Source organism: Pontibacter sp. CAU 1760 (genome assembly GCF_054482735.1).
In genome coordinates, this window is the sequence record NZ_JBTLRL010000009.1 from 40325 (window position 1) to 58410 (window position 18086).

Below are 18086 nucleotides of genomic sequence, written 5' to 3' on the forward strand. Positions count from 1 at the left end.
ATGGAAGTAATACTTAAAGACGACGTAAAATTCCTGGGTTACAAGAACGACATCGTAACTGTAAAGCCAGGTTATGGCCGTAACTACCTGATCCCGCAGGGACTGGCTGTTTTGGCTGATAAATCAAGCAAGAAAGTAGTAGCTGAGAACATCCGTCAGGCTGCTCACAAAGCTGAGAAAATCAAGAACGACGCGCAGGAGCTGGCTAACAGCATCGGCAACACTGTTCTGGAAATTCCTGCTAAAGTGGGTGAGAGTGGCAAGATCTTCGGATCAGTTACTACCCTGCAACTGTCTGATGCCCTGAAGGCCAAAGGATATGATGTAGACCGCAAGCGTATTTCTTTTGACCAGGATGTGAAGACTGCCGGTGAGTACACGGCAACAATCAACCTGCACAAAGAAGTGAAGCACCAGGTAGCATTTAATGTAGTTGCTGGTTAAGCACACCGCATTACTCTATAGAGAGCGTCCTGCCCCCAAAGGCAGGACGCTTTTTTTATTTTATACTGCACGCTTACTTTTGGCTGAGCATCATTTCCGCCGGATGATTTGAAGCAAGCTTTTTATACCTTCGTAAACGCTATCAGGCATATACTACTTTCATCTGTTATACGAAGCTATGTTCCGGACAGAACTCCAGGTACCGCCCTCCGAGGTACAACTAAACCTGCAAGACAAGGTGTTGACGATTGGCTCCTGCTTTGCCGAGGTAATCGGGGGAAAGCTGCGGCAGAACAAGGCAAATGTACTCGTCAATCCGTTCGGGACGATTTTCAACCCCGTTTCTGTTTGCTTATTGCTACAGGCAGCGGCAGGTATACCTTACAATTTCGAGGAGCATTTCGTTGAACTTAACGGCATTTGGTATGCCTACGACCTGCACTCCTCGCTGTCTTCCCCGAGCAAAGACGACTTACTGCGTCAGATTGAGGAAAGGCTTAACCATACCCGCAGGCAACTGGAGGAAGCTTCGCTGCTGATTATCACGCTTGGTACTTCGGTAGCCTATAAACTGCACAGCAACGGAAGTGTGGTGGCCAACTGCCACAAACTGCCTGCCCGAAACTTCGAACGGGTGCTTCTGGGTTTGCCGGAAATGCAGTCCCCCTTCGAGGAGACACTGGCGCTGCTCCATAAAATCAATCCTGCCTTGCAGGTGGTGCTGACGGTAAGCCCTGTGCGGCACATCAAAGAGACACTTACCCTGAACAGTGCGAGCAAAGCCGCTTTAAGGGTGCTGTCCCACCAACTAATCGAGAAGTATGCTAACTGCCACTACTTCCCGGCTTTCGAGATCATGGTGGATGACCTCCGGGATTATCGTTTCTACAAGGAGGATATGCTTCATCCCACAGCCGTGGCGGAGGATTATATCTGGCAGAAGTTCGTAGCGGCTTATTATACCCAGGATTTCAGGGATTTCCTGGAGGTATGGCAAAAAATACAGCGGTCAGTAGCACACCGTCCTTTTCATCCAAAGTCGGCAGCGCACCAAGCTTTTCTACAAAGCGCTTTACGGCAGCTTGCCCGTTTACGGGAGCAGTATCAGGTTGAGACAGACGCAGAAGAGCAGCTGCTACGTGAGCAGTTGCTTTAGTGTGCCAGCACATGTGCAAAACTTAGGCCTTTGGCTGGCAGTATATTAGAAGACACGCAACCCTGATGGCCTATGAAAAAGCTGTGCCTCGTCCTTCTACTTTGCCTGGCAGCGCTGTTTCCAGCAAACGCGCAGACGTCAACCCAAGAACTGAGCGTCTTTCTGGGTAAGCTCCAGACGTATGTGGCAACGCATAACATTTATGAGAAGCCAAGCATGCCTATAGCGAAGCCGGATGAACCTCCCGCTCCGATGCCCTCTCCCGATGTTGCGGGTTATATGGAAGACCCTGCAACTGGCTTGCGCTACTACTCCCGGTATGATAAGATAGTAGATTCGGTCACAAGATACTCCTTCCACATTGCCACAGGAAAAATCGCCCTTGAGCCACTGAAAGAGAAAGCCACGGCCTATAAAAAGGAGTAAAACCGACTGGCGCATTTTCATAACGTACCCTATACACCTGCTTAAGCGCCTTCACAAGGCACTGCAGAAATATCCCTACCACTATGGCAGCAAACAAACACATCAACCGGCTTATCCACGAAAGCAGCCCTTACCTTTTACAGCACGCCCATAACCCCGTAGACTGGTACCCCTGGGGGGAGGAAGCACTGCAGCAAGCAAAGCAGGAGGATAAACCCATTCTTGTGAGCATTGGCTACGCTGCCTGCCACTGGTGCCACGTGATGGAGCAGCAGTCGTTTGAGCAGGAGGAGATAGCCAGGGTGATGAATGAGCATTTTATCTGTATAAAAGTAGACCGGGAGGAACGCCCGGATGTGGATGCCGTGTACATGGACGCTTTGCATGCCATGGGGCTGCAGGGTGGCTGGCCGCTCAATGTGTTCCTGAACTCTGACGCGAAGCCTTTTTACGGCGGCACATACTTTCCGCCAAAGCAATGGGTGGGCTTGCTGCAAAACGTGGCAGAGGCTTACCAGAAAAGTCGGGCAGATCTGGATAAGTCGGCGGAGCAGTTTGCCACCCACCTGAACCGCAGCGAACTGGAGAAGTATGGCCTGACCCAGAGCAACTATCATGTGCGCGACGACGACTTTAAGCTGATGGGGTATAACCTGAGCACGCATTTCGACAGGAAGCAGGGAGGTATGGGACAGGCGCCCAAGTTTCCGATGCCGACCAACTACCTGTTCCTGCTGCGCTACCACCACCATACCTCCGACCAGACAGCCCTGAACCAGGTGAACCTCACCCTGCGCGAGATGGCCTATGGTGGGATCTACGACCAGATTGGCGGTGGCTTTGCCCGCTACTCCGTGGATGCCGAATGGCTGGTGCCGCACTTTGAGAAAATGCTCTATGACAACGCACAGCTCCTGAGCCTGTATGCCGAGGCTTACCAGGCTACACGTGAAACACTGTACCACGACGTGGTATACGAGACCGTGCATTTTGTAGAGCGGGAGCTGATGAGCCCGGAAGGCGGCTTTTATTCCTCCCTGGATGCCGACAGCGAGGGTGAGGAAGGCAGGTTTTATACCTTTACCAAAGAAGAGCTCAAGGCCATCCTGCGCGACGAAGAACCGCTGTTCTCTAAATACTACCACGCCACGGCAGCCGGCAACTTTGAGCACGGGCGCAACATCCTGCACCGCCGCATCTCTGACGAAGAGTTTGCCAAAGAAAACCAGCTCGACCTGGAGGTGCTGCAAGACATGGTACAGAACTGGAAGAGCAAGTTAATGGAGGTACGCGCAACGCGTATCCGCCCTGCCCTCGACGATAAAATCCTCACCTCCTGGAACGCGCTGATGCTGAAAGGGCTCGCTGATGCCTACTTTGTGTTTGGGAACGAGCACTTTTTGCAACTGGCTCTGCGCAATGCCACCTTCCTGCTGCAGCACTTGAAAGAGAGCGATAAGCTGTACCATAACTACAAGCGGGGCAAAGCCACTATTGATGGCTTCTTAGATGATTATGCCTACCTCATCCGTGCCCTCACCCGTTTGTATGAGATCACGTTTGAGGAACACTGGCTACTGGAGGCCAGGCGTCTGACGGAGTATACCCTCCAGAATTTCCTGGACGAGCAAGAGAGTCTTTTCTTTTATACCGACCGCCGCTCCGAAAAGCTCATTGCCCGCAAAAAGGATATCATGGACAATGTAACCCCGTCCTCCAACTCGGTTATGGCAACTAACCTGCACTTCCTGGGCCTCTACTTCGATGACGCGCGCTATACCTCCCTCTCAAACGAAATGCTGGCGAAGGTAAAAGACCTGTTGGTAAAAGAGCCCACGCACCTGAGCAACTGGGCGTCCTTATACTTCCACAAGCTTACCCCTACCGCTGAGGTGGCTTTGGTAGGAGATCAGGCTGCCAGAATGCGCAACGAGATCAGCGCCTTCTACCACCCCAATATGCTGCTGCTGGGTAGCTCAAACGGGCAAAGCAAACTGGCACTACTGGAGGATAAAGTAGCCATCAATGCCAGAACAACGCTGTATGTGTGCTATAACAAAACCTGCCAATTGCCCGTGCACGATGCGGCCGCTGCCCTAGCGCAATTGCAGGAGATGCAGCAAAACCCAAAATTCCCTTCGTTGTAAATCCCTGCGCTCTCTGCGATGTTTGAGACGCTTGCTTAAACCTCGTAAAGAGGGCTCGCTTCTTATAATCTCACCCCAGCCTCACCTGCTTCGGCAGCCGTGCGGCTTTTTTGCGTGTCTGAACTTTGAGCTGTTTTTCTGTGTCGTTTAAACACTATTATATCTGTTGCCAAATCTTTAACTTTGGTAAAACCAATCTAACTACTTACTCCAACATGAAGAAACATACCTATCTGAGTATGTTGCTGGCGGCTGCCCTTGCTCTTCCTCTGGGAACAGCACACGCACAGGACAAAAAGGATGAAAAAGCAAAGTGGAAAGTGGAAGCCCAGCACGGACCGCAGAAAGAAGTTACCGTCACCACCAGCGAAGGCACCTGGATGAGCGTGGACGTGAGCCCGGACGGCAAGGAGATCATCTTCGATATGCTAGGCGATATCTATAGCATGCCGGCTACGGGTGGCAAGGCCAAACTCCTGAGAAGCGGCCACGCCTACGAGGTGCAGCCACGCTTCAGCCCCAACGGCCACTACATTTCCTTCACTTCGGATGCAGGCGGCGGCGACAACATCTGGGTGATGAAGCGCGACGGCTCTGATGCCAAGCAGATCACCAACGAAAACTTCAGGCTGCTGAACAATGCGGTTTGGACGCCGGATGGGGAGTACCTGGTGGCGCGGAAGCATTATACCAACACCCGCTCGCTGGGCGCCGGTGAGATGTGGATGTACCACCGCTCAGGCGGAGCCGGCATACAGCTAACCAAGCGCAAAAACGACCAGCAGGACGCCGGAGAGCCTTTTGCCTCGCCGGACGGAAAGTATATTTACTTCTCTGAGGACATGAGCGGCGGCACAACGTTCCAGTACAACAAAGACCCGAACGGCCAGATTTATGTCATTCGCCGCGTGGACCGCAACACCGGGGAGATTGAGAATGTAGTGACCGGTAACGGCGGCGCTGTTCGACCAGTTATCTCCCGAGACGGCAAGCTGATGGCCTTCGTGCGCCGCGTGCGCACCAAGTCGGTGCTTTTTATCCATGACCTGAAGACTGGCGAGGAATGGCCGGTCTATGACAACCTGAACCACGATCAGCAGGAAGCCTGGGCTATTTTCGGTTTATACCCTTCTTTCTCCTGGACGCCGGACAACAAGAGCCTGGTGTTCTGGGCAGGCGGCAAGATCAACAAGCTGGACATCGCCTCGAAGCAGGTAACCAACATACCGTTTGAGGCAACCGCCACGCACCAGATCACGGATGCCGTGCGCCACGACCACAGCCAGGCGGGGATTGCCCCAAAGCAGTTTGCGGCCAAGGCCATTCGCCACGCCGTTACCTCCCCTGATGGTAAAACACTGGTGTTCAACGCAGCCGGGCATATCTATAAGAAAGCGTTGCCGAACGGGAAGCCGGAGCGCATCACCAAGTCTCAGGACTTTGAGTTCTACCCTTCTTTCTCGCCAGACGGCAAGTCCATTGTCTATACCATCTGGAATGATGAGAACTTCAGCGGCATTTATACCCTGGACCTCCGCAAGAAAAACGCGAAGCCAACCAAACTGACCATAGAGAAAGGCTTTTATACGGAGCCTATGTTCTCGCCCAACGGGAAGTACATTGTGTATACCCGCGAAGGCGGCAACAGCCACCAGGGCTATGTGCACAGCAAGGAAAAAGGCATTTATTATATGCCCGCTACGGGTGGTAAAGCCACGTTGGTGCAGGAACACGGTAGTGCACCGCAGTTCAATGCCGCTTCTGACCGTATCTTCTTCACTGCCCGCGAGGGAGACAAGTACGCTTTCAAGAGCGTAGACCTGAACGGCAAGGAGGTGCAGACGCATTATACCTCTAAGTATACCGACCAGTTTTACCCAAGCCCTGACAACAAGTGGATTGGCTTTGTAGAGCTATTTAACGGCTACGTAACACCATTCTCTACCAATGGAAACGGGCTTGAGTTGAGTGCTGATAGCAAGGCAATGCCTGTTGCCCGCTTTACCCGCGACGCTGGTACCAGCATTCACTGGTCAGCCGACAGCAAGAAGGTAAACTGGGTGCTGGGCGATGAGTACTTCTCCAACGACCTGAAAGACCGCTTTGCCTTTGTGCCGGGCGCTCCGGATACCCTCCCGGCCATCGACACCACCGGTATGAAGATCGGTTTGATGCTAGACACCGACATTCCGCAAGGGAAAGTAGCTTTCACCAATGCCCGCATCATCACGATGAAGGGGGATGAGGTGATTGAAGGCGGAACGATTGTGGTGGACGGAAACCGCATTGTGGCAGTTGGCAAAGATGTAAATGTGCCGAAAGACGCCAAGGTGATCGATGCAAACGGCAAAACCATTATGCCAGGCATCGTGGACGTGCACGCCCACCTTGGTACTTTCCGGTTGGGTATGAGCCCGCAGAAGCAGTGGTCTTACTATGCCAACCTGGCTTATGGCGTAACCACAACCCACGACCCTTCTTCTACCACCGAGATGGTTTTCAGCCAGTCGGAGGCGGTGAAGTCGGGTGCCATGATCGGGCCGCGCATCTACTCGACCGGTACCATCCTGTATGGCGCCGACGGCAATTTTAAGGCCGTGATCAATAGCATTGATGATGCTCGCTCGCACCTGCGCCGCCTGAAGGCCGTGGGCGGCTTCTCGGTGAAGAGCTACAACCAGCCACGCCGCGAGCAGCGCCAACAGGTGATTCAGGCAGCCCGCGAACTCGACATGAGCGTGTACCCGGAGGGCGGTTCCACTTTCTTCCATAACATGACCATGGTCCTGGACGGCCATACCGGCATCGAACACAACATTCCGGTGGCCCCGCTTTACAAGGACGTGCTGGAGGTATGGAAAGCCTCTGACTCTGGTTATACCCCTACCCTGATTGTGAATTACGGTGCGACCAACGGCGAGTACTACTGGTACCAGAATACCAAGGTATGGGAGAAAGAGCGGCTGCTGAAATTCACGCCGCGCTCCGTGATCGACGGCCGCGCCCGTTTCGTGACGCAGGTGCCGGATGAGGAATACAAGAACGGATACTTTAAGACCTCGGAAGCTTGCAAGGCACTGACGGACCATGGCGTGAAAGTGAACCTGGGCGCGCATGGTCAGTTACAGGGTTTGGGTGCCCATTGGGAGCTCTGGATGCTGCAGCAAGGCGGCATGACCAACCATGAAGCACTTCGTGCTGCTACCCTGAACGGCGCTTCGTACCTGGGTATGAGCAAGGAGATTGGCTCACTGGAAACCGGCAAGCTGGCCGACCTGATCGTGCTGGATGCCAACCCGCTGGAGAATATCCAGAACTCGGAGCAGGTGAAGTACACGATGGTGAATGGCCGTCTGTATGATGCCGCGACCATGGCTGAAACCGGGAACTACGACAGCAAGCCGGGCAAATTCTGGTGGGAGAACAACAAGTACGCCACCGCCTTCGACTGGCATGAAGGGGCCGATACCCGCTTCGAAGGCATTGCCGGCGAACATTGTACCTGCCGCCAGTAGGTATAAATCTTATAGCAAACAGCAGCGCCACCCCAAATGAGGTGGCGCTGCTGTTTTAAGCCATAGTACAACTGATGGAATTACGCACCCTCCCTCTTTGTGGATCAGGACGACTTCATACGCTATATTTTACTGGCGCAGGTTTCAAGATTATGTCTGACAATGACGCCAAGCTTGTAAATGGCTGGGCCGGAGGCCCAAGTATACCTGACACTCACGGGACGCGAGAGACTGCAAGTTTACCTTCTTCGGATCAGGATCGTTTCGTTTTATTATTTCTGGCGCGAATCTCCAGATTCGTGACTTACAAATAAGGTTGAGTCTCCGACTCAACTGGCCCGGAAGGCCAAATAGGCCTGTTACATATTAGAGGGCATGTGCCTTAAATAAAACTCCATTCCTAATAGGACAGGGGTGGGTGCTGAAAGCAGCAGAAAGCACAAGCGTAGGTATATTTCCTCCAACAGCCCTGCTGTATCGTGACTCAGACAATCGACTTTGATCTAGTAGCCACCAACGCCACACTCAGTCCCATGGCTGCGATGATGGTGAAGGAAACACGCAGGCTCGTGGCACCTGCCACAAAACCGATGAGCGGCGGACCAATCAGGAAACCGAAGAAGCCGATAGTCGAAACTGCTGCCAACGCCACGCCCGGCGACATGACCTTAGACTTTCCGGCAGCACTGTACACCAGCGGCACAACCGACGACACACCCGCGCCAACCAATAGAAAGCCCAAAATGGCAGTATAAAGGTGCGGCAACAGCACGGCTACCAATAAGCCCAGCGCGGTAAGCAGTCCGCTGGCCTGCAAAATACGCTTCAGACCAAAACGCACCGTAAACCAGTCGGCGATAAAGCGGGTACCTGCCATGGTGCACATAAAGGCCGTATAACCAGCCCCAACCCAGGCGCTCTCGGCTCCAATCACTTTCTTAAAGTATACCCCGCTCCAGTCAAACATCGCGCCTTCACAGATCATCGCGAAGAAGCAGATAACCCCAAGGTCAATCAAAGACTTATCCGGCATCACAAAAATAGGTCTATCGGCATCTGTGTTCGCATCGGTGCGCAGCACATACCGGGAAGCGATGGCAATAGCTATGAAAGACAGCAGCATGATCAGCAGGAAATGCTGAAACGGGGCGATGCCTTTTCCGATCATCAGTGTGCCAATCGCGGCACCCGTGAACCCTGCCAGGCTCCACATCCCATGAAACGAGGCCATGATGGATTTCTGGTACAGTTCTTCCACCCCTACGCCCTGCGTGTTCACCGAAATATTCATCATGTTACCGGCGAAGCCGAAGACAAAAAGCGCCAGCACCAGTTGCAGGGTGTTTTCGGAGTAGCCCACTGCCACTAACACAGCACTGTAAAGGATGGCTGAGAAAATCACGACTCGGCGGCTACCAACTTTCGCAATGACCCAACCCGCCAGGGGCAACGACAGCAACAGCCCCACCGGCAAGGCAAGCAACACCCCTCCCAATGCCGCTTCCGACAAACCCATCTTTTGCTGAATGGCCGGAATGCGGGAGCCCCAGCTGGCAAAGCTCAGCCCCTGCAAAAAATAGAAGCAGCCTACCGCCACCCGGTGCACGAGCCTCGTTTGCTGTAGCGATGTAGCGGATGTTATCATATATGTTTATCCAATTAATGAAATAATGGCAAGGCTATTTCACGGCTTCCAGCACGCGCTTGAACAGTTCGTCCTGGTTGCCGTTGTGCCAGCGCCATACGATCACGATGTCGTGCTCTGGGTCTACCCATACCGTATTTTGGCCGGCACCCAGGGCTGCGTAACTGCTGGTTGGGGCACTCGGCCAGGCTTTTCCTTCGGTGTTCAGCCACCACAAGTAGCCGTAGTCCGGGCCAACAGGGCCACGCTGGGTGGTAGCTTCCGTTACCCAGGTTTCGGAAAGTAACTGCTTGTCCTTCCAACGGCCGTTGCGCAAGTATAAATAGCCGAAACGGGCTTCGTCGCGGGCGCTGATCCAGAGGCCACCGCCCCAGCGCGTACCACCGCTCACCGACGGCATTTCCTCCCCATTGATCATCACCTTTGCGTTAGGATAGGGTACCCAGCGCCAGGTATCAGACGCCCCGATCGGGTCCATGATCTCATCCTCCAACACCTCCGCCAATGGCCTCTCCCAAAGGCGCAGCAGCGACAGGGCAAAGCGGTTGATGCGGGTATCGTTATACTCGTAGTAAGTGCCTGGTTGCTGCAGGGCACGAGGCTTGCGCTCGCCTTTGCCATACTCCTCTTTCCCCACAAAATCGTGCTTCTTGCCCCATAATTCTCCTTCCCACTCCGTGGTTTGGCGGGCATGGTGCTCCCAGGTTATCTGCTTGTTTTGCTCCGAATCATACCCCCCATCCCTGACATATTTCGCTACCGGGTCTTTGATGTTCTCAATCATCCCCCTATCGATGGTGAGGCCCAGAATAGTAGACAAAAAGCTCTTGGCAACGCTGTAAGTAGGGTCTGGCTGTTCAGTTTCGCCCCACTCGGCCACAATATAGCCGTCCTTCAGGATGATGCCGTTGGTAGCGGCACGCTCAGCAGGCAACGGCCCCAGCATCTTCCCGAAAATCTCCTCCTGCGTCGAGAAGTCCTTTTCAACCTGCGTCGTTTCCTGTGTTTTGGCATAGGCTACGGCCTCCTGAAGCTTAACGGGGTCCAGGCCAAGTTCCTCGGGGTTACGGCGTTCCCAGTCGTCACCCTCCCCGGGGTAGTAGACAATAGAGGTTGTTGCTTGTTGGGTGGTGTGGTTTGCTTGCTGCGGTTGCTGGCAGGCAGCGATGTTTAAGGCAAGAGCAAGCACAAAAAATATATTCCGGATCATGCAGTCGTTTTCTTTGGAAGTTCAATTTAATAAGATTCCCAGATATTTGTTGTTGTGCCAACAAAGAGAAAACATTTTACACTGAAGCTGGTAAATAACACTTGACCCAACTATGGAAGCTTATGCTGCAAATAAAAGTGTATTCTGATTTTGTGTGCCCCTACTGCTACCTGGGAGAGGTAGTGTTAGAAAGGGCAGTGAAGGGCCTGGAAGATAAAGTGGCAATAGAGTGGATGCCTTTCGAGCTGCGGCCTGCGCCTACCCCCACGCTCAAACCCGAAGAAGATTACCTGCAGACCACATGGCAGAATTCGGTATACCCCATGGCTGCGCAACTGGACACAGAGATGGTGCTGCCGAAGGTGTCGCCGCAACCCCATACCCACCTGGCGTTTGAGGGCTACCAATTTGCGAAAGAGCATGGCAAAGGCGAAGCCTATACCCACCGCATGTTCACAGCTTTCTTCCAGGAGGAGCAGGACCTGGGGGATGTTGAGGTGCTCACAAAGCTGGCAGGAGAACTTGGCCTGGACCAAAAGGCATTTAAAGAAGCACTGGAAAAACGCACCTACCGTGAGGCACACCAGCAAGCGTTGAAGCACGCCTACGAAGAAGCCAAGGTCACCGCGGTGCCTACCTTTGAGATTGGCAACCAGATTGTACGCGGACTTCTGCGGGAAGAAGACCTGCGCCGGCTAATCTTACTGGGTATAGGGTAGTTACCAGAGAATTTGGTTTATCAATATTGCTCAGCACCTAATACTATTAAATTTCCTGTAGCTTAACGTTACATTCCCAATGGGCGCTGGCTGCTGCGTACATACTACTGTGCTTCAGTGACCAGCCGTGCCTCTACCGGATTGGCATGAAGGTAATCTTGTGTCTGCTGTATCATTTCAGCACTTGTTAAGTCAGTCGGATGGTTGTGCTGCTGCCAGAACTGGAAAACACTGTTATAGCTACTCCCTTTTGCATAATATTTGAAGAGATATACCATCCATTCTTTTCTGCTTTCCTGCGGGTTATTCTCGATCAACTGAATGATTTTTTGGGCAGTATAACTCTTGAAGTCGCGGAGCAAATGGCTTAGGTTAGTAGGCTCCGTTGCGGTACAAATCATATGCAGATGACTGGGCATCAGGCAAAAGCTATATACTTGCAAATCCTTGTTAGTGCTCTATTTAGTAATTCAGGTTGCTGATAAGCTCTTCCGCATACAAACTTCTCGTAAAAGCGTCAACTCCCCCTACGACACTCCATGTCACGAAAAACAAGCCTCCCGGATACATTTTGTATTTCTCTGACAGCTTTGTTGATTGTGTTTCGCTAATAGCGCGAGCCTCCAGGCCCGTGTCTCGTATTCGAAGGATATAGCAGAAGGATTGATATCAAGGCCGGATGCCTTAAAATAAACAGCACGAGCCTGGAGGCTCGCGCTATCATGAAGGCTTGCGCCATTTTTAAAGAACTTCAGTCTACCACCAATACAATCTTACCGGCGGCGTGGCCTGCTTCGCTGTACTCGTGGGCTTCGGCTATCTGCTCAAGCGGGTACTCCCTATCGATAACTGGTCTGATGATGCCCGCTTCAAGCCAGCCGCTGATCAGGCGCAGGTCATCCCCTTTGTCATCCGTCATCATCACCTTGAGTTTTTTATCTGAGAAAACCGACATGGCTAACCCTAGGGTAAGGTCTTTGGGATTGGGTACCGTGGTAACGTACCGGCCATTGGCGCACAGGCTGTTCTTGCTTTGGAGGTATGTGCTTTTCGCCACAGCGTCAAACACTACATCATAACAGTTATGCTCAATTGTAAAGTCTTCCTGGGTATGGTCAATCACGTGGTCCGCCCCTAAGCTCCTGACAAGCTCCATATGGTCGGGGCCGCAAACACCGGTTACCACGCTTGCACCTAAGGCTTTGGCTATTTGCACAGCAAAAGTACCAACGCCACTGGATGCCCCGTTGATGAGCACCTTCTCCCCTGCTGCCAGTTCGCCTTTATCGCGGAGGGCTTGCAAGGCCGTGAGTGCGGTTAAAGGAACTGCGGCAGCCTCCAGGTAAGTCAGGTTGTCGGGAATAGGCACGGCCATATCGGCAGCCATCACGGCAAATTCTGCTGCTGCGCCGCCCATGTCGTGCTCTACCATCCCAAACACTTTGTCGCCGGGCTTAAAGGCAGTAACGTTGGCTCCTACAGCCGCTACTACGCCAGCCACATCGCGCCCCGGAATTTTAGGAAAGCTGAGCCCCGCTACAGGCAGCAGGTGCCCTGACCGGATTTTCCAGTCGATGGGGTTCACGCTAGTGGCATGCACCCGCACCAACAGTTGATTTTCGCTCGCTTCCGGGGATGGCTGTTCACCAAACTGCAGCACCTCGGCACCGCCATAGCTTTCATAGTATATTGCTTTCATCAGTTGTACTTTTCAGTTCAAATATGCTTTACGGGCAACGGTGCTTTCAGGTGATATATGATTCATACAAAGCAAAAGAGCCGGATAAAATACCCGGCTCTTTCAGCTTTAAACCCTATTTGTTACTTGTATGCGTTATTCTTTTAACAGTTTGATGTACTGGGTAGTATTGCCCACCTGCGCCCGGATGATGTATAGGCCAACCGGCAGCGTGTTATCGAGCTTCAGCTTCTCCGTCGTAAAGCCCTTCTTCACAGAGATAGTGCGTTTGAGCAGTTGCTTGCCCACGGCATCTGTCATCAGTAGTACCACCTCCCCGGCTTCTTCTGCTGCAATATCCAGCGTTACTTCGCTTTGGAAAGGGTTCGGGTAGGCAATCACACGGCTGGCTACTTGTCCGAACTGCACCACTTTCGGCCCAAAGTACTCGAAGCTGCCGCTGGCATCTATTTGCTTCAGGCGGTAGTAGCGGGTACCGAACTTCCCACTCTCCTTATCAGTGTAGGTATACAGTTGCTTGGTGCTGGCATTTCCGTTTTTAGTCGGGATGAAGGCTAGCTTTCTGTACGTCTGGCCATCTTCCGACACCTGCACCTCAAAGCCTGCATTGTCCTGCTCCGACGCGGTTGCCCACTCCAGCACTACCTGGTTGCCTTGCTTGGTAGCGTTCAGGTAGATGATCTCGACTGGGAACGTCTGCACTGGGCCGGCGATCAAAGAGAGTGAATTGGCGGTAAAGCAACTGCTTTCTGAGAGTGTCATAAGCACCGTCAGTTCGGTATAGTCTTTCGGCACATTAAACGTTACGGATGGGGAATTACCTCCTATCACTTTCGTGCCACCCGAAGTTGTGGTTAACTTCCACTCATAAAGCGTAACATCAGCACTGGTTACATTCGTGGCCGCCACCGTAAAGGTAGCCGACTTGTCAGCTTCTAGTCTCGTGTTGCTCGTTATAGGCTGACCATTGACATAAATATCACCTATTGGTACGGCCCTCTCTCTCACAATAGCGTCTACCTTCGTGCGGGTAGCACTCTCGCAACCGAATTCACTTACTGCCACTACATAGTAAGAAGTGGTGGTGCTGATGTTTTGCGCCGTATAAGTGCTTGGTCCAGTAGCAAGTAGCTGGCCACCAGATGGTGCGGAGTACCAGTTATAGCTGCCATTAGCCGGTGCTCCGGTTGCGCTTAGTATAACATCTCCACTGGCACAGCGCTCCACGTTCTGTGCGCTGGCTAAGCCAGGCAGGGAGTCCACCACAATGGTTGCACTTCCAGTCATCTGTTGGGTACATGCCGCAGTGGCAGGCTGGTTCGCGGTTGTCGAGGCAATCACTGTGTATGTGCCAGGAGCCATTACATTACTAAAGGAGAATGCTTCGGCTGTTGTGCGTGTGACAGCAGCTATTTCCGTTGTTCCATTCATCAGCCTGTAGGTGATACCTGGCTGCGATCCACTCACCAGCACCGGCACACCTGCACCACCTGCACAGTAGCGGCCACCGCCTGACACTGTAAACAATGTGGGTAGAGGTGTTTCGGTTACAACCACATCATTAAACTTGCCACATGCCCCATTCGCTGATACCGGCACCACCGAGTAGGTGCCTGCTGGCTGATTGCTGAAGGTTAGAGCACTGCCATTACCTGCCAAAGCAGTACCCACATTAACCGGGCTGCCATTATCGATCCTCACCAATTGGTAATTCACTCCGACCTGCGAGCCACCCATGCTGATAGGGAAGCCTGAGGTACCGGCACAGTAACTGCCACCCGTTACGGTTTGCGGCGTTACGACCACCATGGTAAAGGTGTTGTTCGCGATGCGGTTTGCACAGCCACCGTTCACTACATTATATTCTACTGCTACCACATCACCGTTTTGTAAGGTAGAGGATGTGAATGTACTCGTAGTAGCGTTTGGTACTGCTGTTCCATTCACTGTCCACTGGTAGAGTATAGTACCTGGGTTAGAGCTTGTGGTAGAAGCAGTAAATGTTACTGAAGTACCCGGGCATATAGAACCAGGAACTGACCTTGTAATACTAATTTCTGGAGTACCCAGGTAAATCTTGTTCGACAAGAGTTGGGACACACTGGCACAGGAGGAGAAAGTACCTGTTGGTGTTGCTCTTGCCAAATAGAATTCCTCCGATGAAAGACTGGAATTGCTAAAGGTTGCACCCTTATTGTAATTAGACGGGTTATTTACACCTGATCCAATACCTGCTTCAATATTGAAGAGTGCAGATACATCTTCCTCAAAAGAGACCACATTTATTGGCTGAGTTCTCACATCAGCGGTACTCGGTAAATTCACAACAGCATCTCGTAGTACTCTAGCTACATAGGAGGTATTAACACTCTTACATACTGGGAATGGCGTAGCCTGCAGCACCAATGTGAAAGTTGACCGCTTCACATTGATGGCAGTGGTTGTGGAACTGGTACAGCCTGAACTATTAGTTATAGTATACACGATATTCACAGGGGCCTCCGTTTGGCCAGTTTGTAAAGCGTTACAAGCTGTAAACCTGAACTCGTTGCCCACTTTTGTTACACCAGGCCCAGAGAATACAGCCGTTCCTCCTGCTGGGGCCGCTGTACCTGTCAGCACCAGATAATACTGTCCGTTATAGCGTGCTCCGGTATAATAAGTCCTTCCAGCTACTAGGTTCGTGGTTGGTGCCGTTAAGCCCGGGTTCACCGTCACATTTTTTGTCGTAGTGTTCGAACATCCGTTTGGTGCGGTATAGCTGTATTCAACAGTATAAGAACCTGCACCTAGTGCAGCTGGGTTGAATGAAGTCGCATTTCCATCCCGTACGGTAGTGCCCTGCAAGATGCGGAAGGTACCACCCGTAGGGGTAGCCGTGAGATCCTGCGCCGCATCAGAAGCACAAAAAGTAGATGCCACTGGTGAGGTAATGGCCAGGGTTGGTGTAATCTTAATTACGGCAGGCACCATCACTCTAGTGCTCTCGCATCCAGTGGTTGCATTATAAGTGGACACAAAATAGTCGCGGGATGCTGATAAGCTTGGCGTTGTAAAGGTCAGCGACTGACTAAGAATTGCAGTCGAAGTATTAGTATCATACCATCGGTTTACAGTTCCATCGGTACCAAGTGTCGAAGTAAGTGTCACAGTTCCAGTACCACATCTCTCGTTCTGTCCGTTCTGTGCAACACCCGGCATTCCCGGCACAGGTATTACTTGAATCACGACAGGAGGTGTTGTTGTGGTATTACAGTTCAGCGTGGTGCTTACATCCGTAACCCGCACAGCGTAGCTTCCCGCTGCTCCGGCAGTATAAGACGTGTTGGTGCCGCCGTTCTCGGCTGGTATCAACGTACTGCCATTAAACCATTGGTAGGTGTACGTTTTGCCTGATGGCGCCGCAGGTGCCTGTAGTGTCGCTGTTTGGCCTTGGCACAAGTTCGTGCTGCCAATTATGGTGACGGTTGCTGATGGGGCCGTGTTTACGTTCACTACCGTCGGGGCAGAGGTTTGGTTACAACCGTTGGCATTGGTAGCCTGCACGGTATAGCTACCTGCAGCTGTAGCACTAAATGTTGGTCCTGTTCCTACCTGCTCGCTGCCGTTTCGGAACCAGATGAAACTAGTGCCTGTGTCTGTGTTTGCTGTTAAGGTTACGGAACCGCCTTCGCATATGGCAGCCGGACCCGAAGGGGTGATAGAAGCTGTCGGTAATGCATTAACGGTTACCGTAGTTGGACTGGAGGTTGCTACGCAGCCGTTATCAGTCACCTTTACGCTATACACACCTTGCACACTGGCCGAATAGCTGTTGGCAAAACCTACAGGGTTGGGGTTACCCTCCATAAACCACTCATAAGATGCCCCTGGCGCGGATGGTACACTTAGCGTAACACTTTGGCCCTGGCAGAAAGTAGTGCTGCCGGAGGCTGACACAGTGGTTACTGGGAGCGACCGCACCGTTAAGCCAACAGTTCCGACACCGCTCGTACAAGCAGTTTCTGTTCGGCTGGCAGTAAGGCTTATAACAGCGTCTCCGGTACCTGTGGCTATTACCGTAGCAGATGCCACACCATTGTCATAAACCGGATTTTGGATTACAAAATTTGGATTACTAGAGGCCCATACAGCTGAGGTACCTGTGTAGGTAGCGTTTACTGTAAATGTGGTTGTATTGCCACTTCCTATGCACTGGGCAGGTTGCGGGCTGCTCACAGTAGCAGAAGGCTTCGGATAAACGGTTACCACCACTTCATCCGAAGGTTTGGTGCAGCCACTGCTGGTTACTACTACATGATAACTACCACTCTCCTTGGCCTCATAAATTCTTCCTGTAAAGCCTAACGAAACATTATTCTTAAACCACTCATAAGTATAAGTCTGGCTCTGTGGTGCTTCGTTGGCACGCAGTGAGACAAGACCGCCCTGGCAAAACTCAGTATCACCGGCATAACTGATGGCGGCCTCAGTAGGAGAGCCAACAGACACAACACGTTCAGCTGAGGTATTGGTACAGCCGTTGTCAGTTGTGATTTTTACGGTATAGCTTCCTGACAGCAGCGCATCATAGAAGGGAGCAGTGGGGTCAGTAGATACTAAAACGTCACCCCGGAACCACTCATAAGAGTAAACTTCTCCGCCTGGTGCATTGGGTGCCCGGAGCCGCACATAGCCGCCCAAACAGAACTGCAACGGCCCCTCTGCTGTAATGGTGGCATTAGGGGTATGATTTACGATGATATTAACTAGTTCAGAAGTAGCGGAACAACCGTTTGCTGTTACCAATACACGGTAATCGCCGCCTTGCACTACTGATAAGGTAGCACTAGTTTCATTCGGAATGGTTGTACCATTTCTAGTCCAAGCATAGGTATAGCCCGTTCCGGTTTGCGCATTAAGCGTTACAGACTGTCCGGCACAGATTTGTGTGCCGGACGCTGGTGATGTAATGGCAGCAGTGGGCAGTGGAGTTGCACTAACAGTGGTGGCAGCCGACGTAGCGCTACAACCATCATTTGTTACCTGCACGCTGTAACTGCCTGCTTGGTTTACAACTAAGGTGTTGCTGTTTGGCTGTGTCGCCAAGGGGCTTCCATTTAAAAGCCAGACATAAGAATTACCT

At 52.2% G+C, this 18086-nt stretch carries 11 protein-coding genes; 6 read left to right on the top strand and 5 right to left on the bottom strand.

The window, feature by feature from the left end:
• From rplI to ACXYMU_RS13820, 5 genes are all read left to right on the top strand, one after another.
• Positions 1 to 444: a 50S ribosomal protein L9 gene (gene rplI / locus ACXYMU_RS13800; RefSeq protein ID WP_458986990.1), complete on the top strand. Its 444-nt coding sequence runs from the start codon at positions 1 to 3 to the stop codon at positions 442 to 444.
• A 178-nt stretch (positions 445 to 622) separates the two neighbouring features.
• Positions 623 to 1600 (top strand): GSCFA domain-containing protein, encoded by a 978-nt coding sequence (locus ACXYMU_RS13805; protein ID WP_458986991.1) that lies wholly within the window; start codon positions 623 to 625, stop codon positions 1598 to 1600.
• A 72-nt stretch (positions 1601 to 1672) separates the two neighbouring features.
• On the top strand, positions 1673 to 2026 hold the full coding sequence (locus ACXYMU_RS13810; protein ID WP_458986992.1) for a hypothetical protein: 354 nt from the start codon (positions 1673 to 1675) through the stop codon (positions 2024 to 2026).
• An 83-nt stretch (positions 2027 to 2109) separates the two neighbouring features.
• Positions 2110 to 4173: a thioredoxin domain-containing protein gene (locus tag ACXYMU_RS13815; RefSeq protein ID WP_458986993.1), complete on the top strand. Its 2064-nt coding sequence runs from the start codon at positions 2110 to 2112 to the stop codon at positions 4171 to 4173.
• Between the two features lie 239 nt (positions 4174 to 4412).
• The gene (locus ACXYMU_RS13820) at positions 4413 to 7688 is read left to right on the top strand and encodes an amidohydrolase family protein (RefSeq protein ID WP_458987130.1); all 3276 of its coding nucleotides are present in this window, start codon (positions 4413 to 4415) and stop codon (positions 7686 to 7688) included.
• A gap of 484 nt (positions 7689 to 8172) precedes the next feature.
• Here ACXYMU_RS13820 and ACXYMU_RS13825 read toward each other — a convergent pair whose 3' ends face one another.
• Positions 8173 to 9333 (bottom strand): MFS transporter, encoded by a 1161-nt coding sequence (locus ACXYMU_RS13825; protein ID WP_458986994.1) that lies wholly within the window; start codon positions 9331 to 9333, stop codon positions 8173 to 8175.
• Positions 9334 to 9367: 34 nt separating this feature from the next.
• Complete coding sequence (locus ACXYMU_RS13830) at positions 9368 to 10543, bottom strand: serine hydrolase domain-containing protein (protein WP_458986995.1); 1176 nt, start codon at positions 10541 to 10543, stop codon at positions 9368 to 9370.
• A 122-nt stretch (positions 10544 to 10665) separates the two neighbouring features.
• Between ACXYMU_RS13830 and ACXYMU_RS13835 the strand changes: the two genes are divergently transcribed.
• The gene (locus ACXYMU_RS13835) at positions 10666 to 11262 is read left to right on the top strand and encodes a DsbA family oxidoreductase (RefSeq protein ID WP_458986996.1); all 597 of its coding nucleotides are present in this window, start codon (positions 10666 to 10668) and stop codon (positions 11260 to 11262) included.
• A 104-nt stretch (positions 11263 to 11366) separates the two neighbouring features.
• On the opposite strand, the gene ACXYMU_RS13840 is transcribed toward ACXYMU_RS13835, so the two are convergent.
• The 3 genes from ACXYMU_RS13840 to ACXYMU_RS13850 all read right to left on the bottom strand — a co-directional run bounded on the left by ACXYMU_RS13840 (position 11367) and on the right by ACXYMU_RS13850 (position 18049).
• The gene (locus ACXYMU_RS13840; RefSeq protein WP_458986997.1) at positions 11367 to 11681 is read right to left on the bottom strand and encodes a transposase; all 315 of its coding nucleotides are present in this window, start codon (positions 11679 to 11681) and stop codon (positions 11367 to 11369) included.
• 332 nt (positions 11682 to 12013) lie between these two features.
• Complete coding sequence (locus ACXYMU_RS13845) at positions 12014 to 12961, bottom strand: NAD(P)-dependent alcohol dehydrogenase (RefSeq protein ID WP_458986998.1); 948 nt, start codon at positions 12959 to 12961, stop codon at positions 12014 to 12016.
• 135 nt (positions 12962 to 13096) lie between these two features.
• Positions 13097 to 18049: an Ig-like domain-containing protein gene (locus tag ACXYMU_RS13850; protein ID WP_458987131.1), complete on the bottom strand. Its 4953-nt coding sequence runs from the start codon at positions 18047 to 18049 to the stop codon at positions 13097 to 13099.
• Positions 18050 to 18086 lie beyond the last annotated feature (37 nt).

Bases quoted from the DNA above. Each gene is read 5' to 3' on its own strand.
- ACXYMU_RS13835 (WP_458986996.1), top strand. From the start codon at position 10,666: ATGCTGCAAATAAAAGTGTATTCTGATTTTGTGTGCCCCTACTGCTAC.
- ACXYMU_RS13830 (WP_458986995.1), bottom strand. From the start codon at position 10,543: ATGATCCGGAATATATTTTTTGTGCTTGCTCTTGCCTTAAACATCGCT.
- ACXYMU_RS13840 (WP_458986997.1), bottom strand. From the start codon at position 11,681: ATGCCCAGTCATCTGCATATGATTTGTACCGCAACGGAGCCTACTAAC.
- ACXYMU_RS13820 (WP_458987130.1), top strand. From the start codon at position 4,413: ATGTTGCTGGCGGCTGCCCTTGCTCTTCCTCTGGGAACAGCACACGCA.
- ACXYMU_RS13825 (WP_458986994.1), bottom strand. From the start codon at position 9,333: ATGATAACATCCGCTACATCGCTACAGCAAACGAGGCTCGTGCACCGG.
- ACXYMU_RS13805 (WP_458986991.1), top strand. From the start codon at position 623: ATGTTCCGGACAGAACTCCAGGTACCGCCCTCCGAGGTACAACTAAAC.
- ACXYMU_RS13815 (WP_458986993.1), top strand. From the start codon at position 2,110: ATGGCAGCAAACAAACACATCAACCGGCTTATCCACGAAAGCAGCCCT.
- ACXYMU_RS13810 (WP_458986992.1), top strand. From the start codon at position 1,673: ATGAAAAAGCTGTGCCTCGTCCTTCTACTTTGCCTGGCAGCGCTGTTT.
- ACXYMU_RS13845 (WP_458986998.1), bottom strand. From the start codon at position 12,961: ATGAAAGCAATATACTATGAAAGCTATGGCGGTGCCGAGGTGCTGCAG.
- rplI (WP_458986990.1), top strand. From the start codon at position 1: ATGGAAGTAATACTTAAAGACGACGTAAAATTCCTGGGTTACAAGAAC.